General features: G+C 37.6%; 11 protein-coding genes and 1 pseudogene. 7 read left to right on the top strand and 5 right to left on the bottom strand.

The window, feature by feature from the left end; all coding sequences use genetic code 11:
- Window positions 1-113 precede the first annotated feature (113 nt).
- Complete coding sequence (locus tag H1P_RS26700) at window positions 114-938, bottom strand: bile acid:sodium symporter family protein (RefSeq protein ID WP_144873371.1); 825 nt, start codon at window positions 936-938, stop codon at window positions 114-116.
- 450 nt (window positions 939-1,388) lie between these two features.
- On the opposite strand from H1P_RS26700, the gene H1P_RS26695 reads away from it, so the two are divergent.
- The 4 genes from H1P_RS26695 (at window position 1,389) to H1P_RS26685 (ending at window position 4,060) form a co-directional block, all read left to right on the top strand.
- The gene (locus H1P_RS26695) at window positions 1,389-2,372 is read left to right on the top strand and encodes a protochlorophyllide reductase (protein WP_144873368.1); all 984 of its coding nucleotides are present in this window, start codon (window positions 1,389-1,391) and stop codon (window positions 2,370-2,372) included.
- A 270-nt stretch (window positions 2,373-2,642) separates the two neighbouring features.
- Window positions 2,643-2,765: a hypothetical protein gene (locus H1P_RS39045; RefSeq protein ID WP_281291238.1), complete on the top strand. Its 123-nt coding sequence runs from the start codon at window positions 2,643-2,645 to the stop codon at window positions 2,763-2,765.
- 246 nt (window positions 2,766-3,011) lie between these two features.
- Window positions 3,012-3,368, top strand: a complete 357-nt coding sequence (locus H1P_RS26690; protein WP_144873365.1) for a DUF4870 domain-containing protein — start codon at window positions 3,012-3,014, stop codon at window positions 3,366-3,368.
- Between the two features lie 185 nt (window positions 3,369-3,553).
- A complete protein-coding gene (locus tag H1P_RS26685) occupies window positions 3,554-4,060 on the top strand; it encodes a ferric uptake regulation protein (RefSeq protein ID WP_144873362.1) in 507 nt (168 codons plus the stop codon).
- Between the two features lie 268 nt (window positions 4,061-4,328).
- On the opposite strand, the gene H1P_RS26680 is transcribed toward H1P_RS26685, so the two are convergent.
- Complete coding sequence (locus H1P_RS26680) at window positions 4,329-4,472, bottom strand: chlorophyll a/b-binding protein (RefSeq protein ID WP_144873359.1); 144 nt, start codon at window positions 4,470-4,472, stop codon at window positions 4,329-4,331.
- Window positions 4,473-4,788: 316 nt separating this feature from the next.
- Between H1P_RS26680 and H1P_RS26675 the strand changes: the two genes are divergently transcribed.
- The gene (locus tag H1P_RS26675) at window positions 4,789-7,209 is read left to right on the top strand and encodes an endonuclease MutS2 (RefSeq protein WP_144873355.1); all 2,421 of its coding nucleotides are present in this window, start codon (window positions 4,789-4,791) and stop codon (window positions 7,207-7,209) included.
- 98 nt (window positions 7,210-7,307) lie between these two features.
- Here the strand turns inward: H1P_RS26675 and H1P_RS26670 are convergent, their stop codons facing one another.
- Complete coding sequence (locus tag H1P_RS26670) at window positions 7,308-7,565, bottom strand: Txe/YoeB family addiction module toxin (protein WP_144873352.1); 258 nt, start codon at window positions 7,563-7,565, stop codon at window positions 7,308-7,310.
- Window positions 7,562-7,786 (bottom strand): hypothetical protein, encoded by a 225-nt coding sequence (locus H1P_RS26665; RefSeq protein WP_144873349.1) that lies wholly within the window; start codon window positions 7,784-7,786, stop codon window positions 7,562-7,564. Before H1P_RS26665 ends, H1P_RS26670 begins: the two co-directional genes overlap by 4 nt.
- Window positions 7,787-8,041: 255 nt before the next feature.
- On the opposite strand from H1P_RS26665, the gene H1P_RS26660 reads away from it, so the two are divergent.
- Window positions 8,042-8,314, top strand: a complete 273-nt coding sequence (locus H1P_RS26660) for a DUF3143 domain-containing protein (RefSeq protein ID WP_144873346.1) — start codon at window positions 8,042-8,044, stop codon at window positions 8,312-8,314.
- Window positions 8,315-8,652: 338 nt separating this feature from the next.
- Window positions 8,653-9,870, top strand: coding sequence for an exonuclease subunit SbcD (gene sbcD / locus H1P_RS26655; RefSeq protein WP_144873343.1), 1,218 nt, complete (start codon window positions 8,653-8,655; stop codon window positions 9,868-9,870).
- Window positions 9,871-10,178: 308 nt separating this feature from the next.
- Here the strand turns inward: sbcD and H1P_RS26650 are convergent.
- Window positions 10,179-10,417 (bottom strand): annotated as a pseudogene (locus H1P_RS26650) (IS66 family transposase); the annotation flags it as partial.

The raw sequence follows: 10,417 nt of genomic DNA, 5'->3' as shown, positions 1-10,417 counted from the left end.
ACTTTACCAGAAAACGGGCTTCGCTGTAAAGTTCGATTCATGAGGGGCTGTTTGCGTGGGTTTCCCGCGCAATTTATAAGCCCCGTCCCGTCGCTAAAAGCGAGGGTCTTCTCTCACAAAAAGATAATTAGGGAATAGATCGCTGCGGGAATTGCCATAGTAGGCATATTGAGCAATGTAGGGGTGCTGGCAATAGCGATCGCCAAAGTACCATTTTGGATACCAACTTCAACGGTAATTGATTTAGCACAGGGTTTATCTAGCCCTGAAATAGTGGCAATCCCATATCCTAGAGCCATCATGACAATATTTAGCGTAAGCGTCACCCAGCCAACCTGTAAGAAAAAGCTAGGCACATTAGCCCGTTCCTTGAGTAGTAAACCTACAATAATCAATGCCAAAAAGAACAAAGACAACCATTTAACACTTTTTTCCACTGTAGCAGCCAACCTTGGTTTGTAACGGTGCAGCACCATACCGATGCTGATGGGAATTAGAGTAATGACAGCAATCTGAATTACTGTTGTCATGAAAGGCAATTGTAAAGCTGTCCCTTGACCCATAAAGTTCTGCATAGAGAGATTGACCACCAGAGGAATCGTAAACACCGTTATCAGAGTACTAATCGCTGTCAGAGTAATCGAGAGAGCAACATTTCCCTTAACAAGATAAGAGATCATATTCGAGGTAGGACCACCAGGACAAGCTGCGAGGATCGTGACCCCAACAGCCAATTCAGGGGAAAGCGGAAAAACTGTCGCTAATCCAAAGCCGACGATGGGTAACAGAATAAGTTGAGCAATCAGACCGACGATGACAGCTTTTGGTTCAATCAAAACTCGTTTAAAGTCATCTAATGTTAACCCTAGCCCCATGCCAAGCATGATGATGAATAGTGCTAGAGGTAGAAAAACAGCCGTTAGAAAATTGGATTCCATAATAACTCCACCCATAGGAATTTTCAGGTATCTTATACCAATTTGTATTCAGAAACTAAACCAAGGTTCAGTTTCACTACTTGGCAATTTTACGAATAAAAGAGAGTAAATTAAAAAATGAAATAACAATAAATAAAAACAAAAAGCAAACAATAAAATTACATTCTCCATAATAATTTTTCGAGAAAATAGCGATCGCAAATCAGCAAAAATCTCATAATATCAAAGAGGTAAAAACCTTACATAGATTGAATTTCCCCGAAGTTCAGTAAAATAGCGATCGCCAATAGATAAACCTTTGCGTAACAACAAATGAACCAATAAATACTTTTGTCAGTAAGGGTGAATTTTTGCTTTATATGACAAGTCGCGTCCACATTGGATAAGCCATTGCTTTTGTGTGCGATTCTAAAAATAAGAATCAAACAGCTATAAAAAAAAGCGATCGTAATGAATACATATCAAAAAACCGTTATCGTTACTGGTGCATCTTCAGGAGTAGGTTTATACGCTGCTAAATCCTTAGCAGATAAAGGTTGGCACGTGGTTATGGCTTGCCGTAATTTAGAAAAGACTGCCAATGCAGTTAAAGAAGTAGGCATTTCTCAAGAGAATCACAGCGTTATCAAACTAGATTTAGCTTCTCTTGCTAGCGTGAGACAATTTGTTAACGATTTTCGCGCTAAAGATAGGTATTTAGATGCTTTGGTCTGTAACGCAGCCGTCTATCTACCTCTTCTAAAAAAGCCGATGCGTAGTGAAGATGGTTACGAATTAAGCGTTGCAACCAACCATTTGGGACATTTTTTACTCTGTAACCTAATGCTAGAAGACTTAATGCGCTCTCCTTCTAGTGACAAAAGATTAGTCATTTTAGGTACAGTTACCGCTAACCCCAAAGAACTAGGCGGTAAAATTCCTATCCCTGCACCTCCAGACTTAGGCGATCTTGAAGGTATGGAAGCAGGATTTAAAGAGCCTGTCACTATGATTAATGGTAAAAAATTCAAGCCAGGAAAAGCTTATAAAGATAGTAAACTGTGCAACGTGTTAACCATGCGAGAATTACACCGTCGCTATCACAACACTACAGGAATTATCTTTTCTTCTCTCTATCCTGGTTGTGTTGCAGATACTCCTTTATTCCGCAATCACTATCCTCTCTTCCAAAAAATCTTTCCTCTTTTCCAAAAGAATATTACCAAGGGTTATGTCTCTCAAGCTCTTGCTGGCGATCGCGTAGCGCAAGTTGTAGCGGATAATGACTTTAAAGAATCTGGCGCATACTATAGCTGGGGTAACAGACAACAACCAGATCGTCGTTCTTTCGTACAAGAAGTCTCTAACGAAGCCTTAGACGAAAACAAAGCCAAAAAACTCTGGGATTTAAGCGCGGAATTAGTCGGAATTAATCAACCTGTAGCTGCTGGTTAATTTAGCGATCGCTTAGCGGTAATTAATAAATTATAGTATATGAGATGGGTATTGCTATTGCATTACCTATCTTTTTTTGTCTAGTACAATATTGAATTAAAGTACCTTCGTAAGTACCATAAAAAAGTACCTAAGATTAGAATATTGAATCTTTGAAATCTGCCTCAAGTAAAAGTAACTCTAGAAGAAGAAGCTATTAAATTCATTGGCGATCGCAAAAAATATGGGTATTCTAGCAGAACCGAATTAGTTAAAGATGCGATCGCTCTATTGAAACAACAGTTAGAGCAAAAAGAATTAGAAAAATCGGCAAGAACATATCAGGAAATTTACGAAACAGATCGAGAGCTTCAAGAATTAACTGATAGAGCAGCTATTGAATGGCTAGAATAGATTTGACCCTTCAAAGGTGAATGATTATCGATCTTTAGTATCTAGTTATAACTTATTGTTTGTAAAGCACAAAATATTTATAAAAGGTGGCTGAATCATCATCGATACGATCGGCTATCAAAAAATAACAAAACTTTCACCACAGTACGGGAAACTTACCAAAATAGGGAAGTAAACTCCACTATTGCCATCGCAATGAGAAACGGTACTATAAAATTGTATTTTCTTGAGAGTTAAATCAAAACGATGCAAGCAGACTCTTCCAATCTAGACAAACGCAAGTTACTATCTGCGGTGGCTCATGGTTCAATTTTTATTAGTGCTTTAATAATTTCCATCGCCATCCCTATTGCTATTTATTTCATTTCGGATGATTCATTAGTAAAAGAAAATGCCAAAGAAGCAATTAACTTTCATCTCAATGTATGGCTAATTGGTGGCGTTATTGGCGTACTGTCCTTTTTAACTTTTGGCTTGGTAGGTTTTATTCTTGCTCCATTCTGGTTTATTTATCACTGGGGATTATCGGCTTTAGCGATCGCACATTGCTTTCAACAACCTGATACTATGTATCGTTATCCCTTCATTTTCCGCGTGATGTAATCACTAAAAAAACAAGAGTATATATTATAGAGATTAGACAATGTATAGAGGTTAGACAATGTTAAACCTCGAATTCATCTCTCTGTAAGTAATAGGACTTATTCTCAATTAGCTCAAATTGTTGCAAATAGTTTCAAATACAATTATCATTATCAATAGATGCAACTAATTGAGATGACAACGGTATGCCCCATTACACCGCAGCTTCCCTAAAAGCAGAACTCAATTCTAAAGGCTGGCGGATGACTCCTCAAAGGGAAAAAATTCTCCATTTGTTTCAAAATCTCCCTAAAGGCGATCATCTTAGTGCCGAAGAACTTCACGAACTCTTAGACAAGCGAGAGGAAGGAATCAGTTTATCCACCGTTTATCGAAGCGTGAAGTTAATGACTCGTATGGGTATTCTTCGAGAATTAGAACTTGCAGAAGGGCATAAGCATTACGAACTAAATCAGCCTTATCCCCATCACCATCATCACATTGTCTGTATTCAATGTAATAATACTATTGAATTTAAAGACGATACCATCTTAAAACATAGCCTTAAGCAGTGTCAGAAGGAAGGCTTTCAATTGATAGATTGTCAGTTAACTGTAATGACTATTTGTCCAGAGGCTTTACGCATGGGATGGCCCTCGGCTTTACCCAGCGATTGGTGTTGCACGAGAGTAATCTCTGAAGGGAAAAGGTAACTCAGTTATCAGTTAACTGTTAGGGCTATTTCATTATGAATATAGCCAACTAAGAAATAAAGTAGTTGGTGGTTGATTGGTGCTGGTTATTTATTACCTATTAATTTCCTCTTCTTTCTTCCTTGCTGCTGATTCGATTCTTTCTTCCTGAAAAAGCAAACCTCTGTAAACTCTCCCATTAGAAGAATTACACAGAGGCTATGTCAAGTTACGAAATTTTGTTTGTCGTTACTGAGTTAGAGTATCAATTAAGAATCACTTTAGTTGATTACATTAAACCTAATTGAGCAAGAATCCCTTTACCAGTCATTAACTCAGTAGCAACCGCAATCACAAATCCTAACATTGCTAAACGACCATTTAAGTTTTCGGCAAAATTAGTGAAACCTACTTTGTTTTCTTGATTTTCCATGATTATTGAGACTCCTATGTTTGGATAAATTATGTATTACTGACTTATGTAAATAAGTGTAACGAATTAATTTGAGTACTGCAATAAATTTTTATATAAAATTTGTTAATAGTATGCATAGAAAAAAGTGTAAGATACAAAAAAGAGGTGCAATGTATGCCTTGTCCTTACAGGAGTCAGAAGTAACCAATCCATAAGTTAGAAGTTTTTTTGAAGTCAGAAGCCTAAAATTAGTATTAGAGATTGTAAGTTGTCTTTCCATACCAAAGCTCTGATAAAGAACCCAATTAATCATAAAAATCAGCCATAAATAACCTTGATTACCCAAGAAACCTTAGAATTACTAGAATGGAAGCGTTTATGTCAGCATTTAGCTACTTTTGCTGATACCAAGTTAGGTGCGATCGCAGCAAGCAATTTACAGTTACCGACAACTAAAGAAGGTAGTTTACAGCTATTAGCGCAAACCCAAGAGATTTATAATTTAGAACAGCAATTAGATTCTGGGTGGACTTTTAAAGGAATCAAGAATATCAATCAGGCTCTAGAAAGAGCTAGTATTGGTGGTTTACTCTCAGCGAAAGAATTACTTGATGTAGCCACTACTTTAGCAGGGGTAAGATATTTACGACGTACTATCGATGCCAAAGCAGAAGAATTACCTACTTTAAACCAGTTAATTTTAGATTTACGCACCTATCCTGAAATAGAACAAGAGATACACCACTGTATTGACGATCGCGGAGAAATAACAGATCGCGCTAACCCCAAGCTAGCAGGAATTAGAAGCAAAATAAAAAGCCTTCGTAGTAAGATTAGGCAAATTTTGCAACGCATCATGCAAAAAAATATGGGGGCGGTGCAAGAGGCGGTAATTACTCAAAGAAGCGAGCGTTTTGTCTTACCAGTTAAAGCACCTCAAAAAGAAAGTATTCCAGGGATTGTTCATGATGTTTCTAGTACTGGTTCGACACTATATATTGAACCGCGATCGGTAATAGAGTTTGGTAACCAACTGCGACAGGCAGAAAAACAGGAAAAAAGAGAAGAAGAAGCCATCTTAAGAGCTTTGACCGCTAAAATTGCCGAAGTTTTAGAAGATATCGAGAAATTATTAGCGGTTGCTACTATTTTAGATTTAGCTACTGCAAGAGCGCGTTATGGTGCTTGGTTAGAAGCTAATCCCCCTCGTTTTACCGATCCAGAAGAAACAGTTACTTTGCGTCGATTACAGCATCCTTTGTTAGTATGGCAAGCTAAATACGAAGAAGGTAATGCAGTAGTTCCTATTGATGTCAAAATTGAACCGCAGACCATTGTAGTTGCGATCACTGGTCCCAATACGGGAGGGAAAACTGTTACTTTAAAAACTATCGGTTTAGCTGCATTGATGGCAAAAGCAGGAATGTTTGTACCTGCTAAAGTTCCTGTAGAAATTCCTTGGTTTGACTCTGTATTAGCAGACATTGGGGATGAGCAATCTTTACAACAAAGTTTATCGACTTTTTCAGGACATATTCGCCGTATTAGTCGCATTATCGAAGCTATTAAACCCCAATCAATAGCAGAAAATGTTGCGAACAACTCTTTAGTTTTGCTAGATGAAGTAGGAGCAGGTACAGATCCAGCAGAAGGTAGTGCTTTGGCGATCGCTATTCTCAAATATTTAGCAGAACATACTTTACTGACGGTAGCGACTACCCATTACGGAGAATTAAAAGCTCTCAAATATCAAGACGAGCGTTTTGAAAATGCTTCGGTAGAATTTGATGATAGTACTTTACAACCTACCTATCGTTTATTGTGGGGGATTCCTGGGCGTTCTAATGCTTTAACTATTGCTCAAAGATTAGGCTTAGATACTGCCATTGTCGAAGATGCTCAGAGCCTCGTAGGAGCTACTAAAACTCAAGATGTTAACGAAGTAATCGCAGCTTTAGAAGCCCAACGTCGAGAACAAGAAGCCAAAGCAGCAGAAGCAGCAAAACTATTAGCTGAAACGGAGAAATTTTATAGCGAAGTTTCCCAAAAAGCCGACTCTTTAAAAGAAAGAGAACAACAACTAAAGGTATCCCAAGAAGAAGCTGTCAAAAAAGCCCTTTTAGATGCTAAATCCCAAATTGCTCAGGTAATTCATAATTTACAAAGAGGAGAACAATCGGCTCAAAAAGCTCAAAAAGCCACAGAAGCCCTCGATAAAATAGCAGGCAGACATCTTAAAACAACTCAGCAACCCCAACCAGCTAAACCAGACTATAAACCTCAATTAGGGGAAAAAATTAGGATACCTCGTTTAGGACAAACAGGAGAAGTTTTAGAAATAGATGAAGCAGAAAAGCAATTAATAGTACGCTTTGGCTTTATGAAAATGTCTGTTGGTTGGGGAGAAATTGAATCTCTTGATGGGCAAAAAGTGCCAGCACCTGCCAAAAATCAAGCCAAACAAACTAGAAAAACTCCGCCCGCAGCCAGAAAACAACCATCTGTTACCGTTAGAACATCGCAAAATACCCTAGATATCCGTGGTAGTAGAGTCGCCAACGCGGAAATAGAAGTAGACAATGCGATCGCTAAAGCTATAGAATCGGGAGTATTGTGGATTATTCACGGTAAAGGTACGGGGAAACTACGCGAGGGTGTCCATGAATTTTTACAACGCCATTCACAAGTAGCTAAATATGAACTCGCTCCCCAAAAAGAAGGAGGTGCAGGAGTTACTTTGGTTTATCTAAAGTAAAAAATTTATGTTTTTGTCGAACTGAGGTTGAAACATAGCAACAAGCAACGAACCGTATCATTATTTATTCATCTCTCAAATCACCAACGTCCTCAAATTTAATAGTACTTACAAGCAATAATAATTATTTTTGTATTTGTTACTTTATAAACCAAGCGATGTTCTCGATTAATTTTTATTGACCAATAGCCATTTAATTCTCGCTTTAATGGTTCGGCGTGTTGAGAGATAATCGGAGACGAACGTTCTAGATGTTTCAGGATCGTGATAATTCTACGATAAATTTTGCGATCTAATTTAGCCCAGCTCCTAAAATCCTCAAAAGCAGATAATTCAAAAATTATTTTTTTCCTCATTCAAGGTTATTGAGATTAACATTGACTAGATGAACCCCTTGTTCAATATTATTTTTAGCTTGAAACAATCTTTTTTGATTAGTTGGCGATTTTAAAAGATACTCTGTTTCATCTACTTCGTAAACTATAATTTCAATTTCTTTATCTTTATAGGTTTTTTGTAAATCTTCCAAGAAATCATCACCTAGTTCATTTGCTTTCAATCGATAAATTATACGCATTACAATGATAAAACTTATGGCTTATATATCTATATGTGTCTAGTTTAAAATAATTGTCTAATTTGGTGGTTGATTTGGGTTAGTTTGTGTTCGATCTAGAAAGCTGATAACTTATAGCGTTTCTCTTAGTTATGAGGATATTATGAGTAGTTTGTAGAGATCGCCTCTATATATTTTTTGCTTTGGTACACAATGCTTTTTCGGATATCGATCGCTTATTATTATCTATAGCAATCCCATAATAAAAATCTAAAAATGGAATTACCAAGCGCAAATACTCCTTTATATAATCATCCTTTACCAAAAATTGAACAGTGGCTCAAAAATTTAGGTTGCGAACAAGACAAAGAGAATCTACATTGTTGGTATGTGCAAAAACCTGACTGGCAAGCAGAGATTTGTTTAGAAATAGAAGAATTAACAGTTAGTTATTTTAATACAGAAAGTAAAGTCAAGGATTTTAATCGTTCTTTTAAATATTCTCTCAGTCGCCAAGATATTGAATCTGCGGTGTTTTCTGGGCCATAATGTTTAAAAGTCAAAAGTCGTGATGTTCTCAAGAAAACGAGGTCATTAGAGAAAGATAGGGAAAGGAGGGGTAAGGTGGATGAGGTAGGTAATTGGGAGATGGAGTGACAACTGATAATTATCTGTTTTCATCTGTGTAAAGGTTGTGGACTAACAATCAACTACTAACCATTAACAGGGCGCAAGCCTTGCGCCCCTAATAACGACGAACAAACAACTAATAACCACTGTACGGGCGATTCACGACGCGCGACGGCGAAGCCGAGTCCTTTAGGGGAGCAAGTCCTTTAGGATGAATCGTCCCCATTAACCACCAACCATTCATTAATCACCAGCAAATGATCAAAATCCTTCATCTTTCGGATATTCACATGGGAAGCGGATTTTCTCATGGAAAAATCAATCCTGAAACAGGTATAAACACTAGATTAGAAGACTTTGTGCAGACTTTGAGTCTGTGTATAGATCGTGCCATTAACGAACCTGTGGATTTAGTTTTGTTTGGTGGAGATGCTTTTCCTGATGCAACTCCTGCACCCTATATACATGAGGCGTTTGCTAATCAGTTTCGGCGATTGGCTGATGCTAAGATACCAACTATTTTGCTAGTGGGAAATCATGACCAGCATTCTCAGGGAAATGGGGGGGCTAGCCTATGTATTTATCGTACCTTAGTTGTGCCTGGTTTTATTGTCGGCGATCGCATTACTACTCATCGTCTTAGTACCAGAAATGGTGATATTCAAGTGATTACTTTGCCTTGGTTAAATAATTCTGCATTATTAACTCGTCCCGAAACAGAAGGTTTATCTGTAGCAGAAGTTGACCGCTTATTATTAGAAAAATTACAGCCAATTATTGAAGGTGAAATTCGCCGTTTAGACCCCGATATACCCACAGTATTGCTAGGTCATTTAATGGCAGATCGAGCTAATTTAGGAGCAGAAAGATTTTTAGCGGTGGGCAAAGGTTTTACTATTCCTGTATCCTTTTTTATTCGTCCCGAACTTGATTATGTAGCCTTGGGTCATGTCCACAAACATCAAAATTTAAACCAGGCAAACAATCCACCAATTATTTATCCAGGTAGTATAGATCGGGTGGATTTTTCGGAAGAGAAAGAAGACAAAGGCTATATATTTCTGAATCTTATTAAAGGTAAAGTAGAATGGAAATTCTGTTCTTTACCAGTACGCAGTTTTTGCACCATTAAAGTTGACGTATCGGAAAAAGACGATCCGCAACAAGCAATTTTAGATGCAATAAAAAAACAAGAAATTAAAGATGCTGTAGTCAGATTAGTTTACAAATTGCGCTCAGAACAATTAGAATTAATTAGTAATTTAGCTTTAGATAAAGCTTTAAAATCTGCCCATAGCTATACAATTCGTCCTGAATTAATTAGTCAATTATCCCGTCCTCGTTTACCAGAATTAGGAGTAGGAAATACTATCGATCCATTGGAGGCTTTACAAGCTTATTTAAACAATCGAGAAGACTTACAAGACATTGCTGAAGAAATGTTAGAAACGGCTCAAGGATTAATGGATAATTAAGTACGTAGCTCCAGTCTATTAAACATTATTAAGGTAAATCTGAGGTGTCGGATTTAGGAAGATAGCAATCTTATTTTAGTTATGAAAATTATGTAGCTAAGTGTTTTTGGTCATTTGTTCGTTCTCTCAAATGATTTACAGCTACTATATAATACTCAATTCAGATCGCAAATCTGTTTTTTAGTTTTATTACTTATTCCTTATTAAATTCGGCAGTCGCGGACTTGGAAATGGGCGAGTGTTGACGTAATCGTTCATTCCCCCCTAAAAAATTCCCAGGAAAATTAGGCGCGAGGAATCCCCGCAGATTAATTACAAACAGGAAAAGGTGGTGGATTAATTCCTTTTCTTGCCCCTCTCAAAACTTGAGCGATGTAAGTCCAAGGATTAATATTTCTCAGACGACAGGTTTCGATGACACTAAGCAGCGAACTGTAAGCCAAACTGCCCTCGCTGGTACGAGTCCCAAAGCCAATATTGCGAGCAATCACTGCATGGCGTAATGCACGTTCGGCTTCATTATTGGTCGGTGGTAATTCTGGATGAT

Origin of the sequence: Hyella patelloides LEGE 07179, assembly GCF_900659865.1 — a bacterium.
Classification (GTDB): domain Bacteria; phylum Cyanobacteriota; class Cyanobacteriia; order Cyanobacteriales; family Xenococcaceae; genus Hyella; species Hyella patelloides.
Note: the sequence above shows the minus strand (reverse complement) of the source record. Positions and strands in the feature narration are given on the sequence as shown.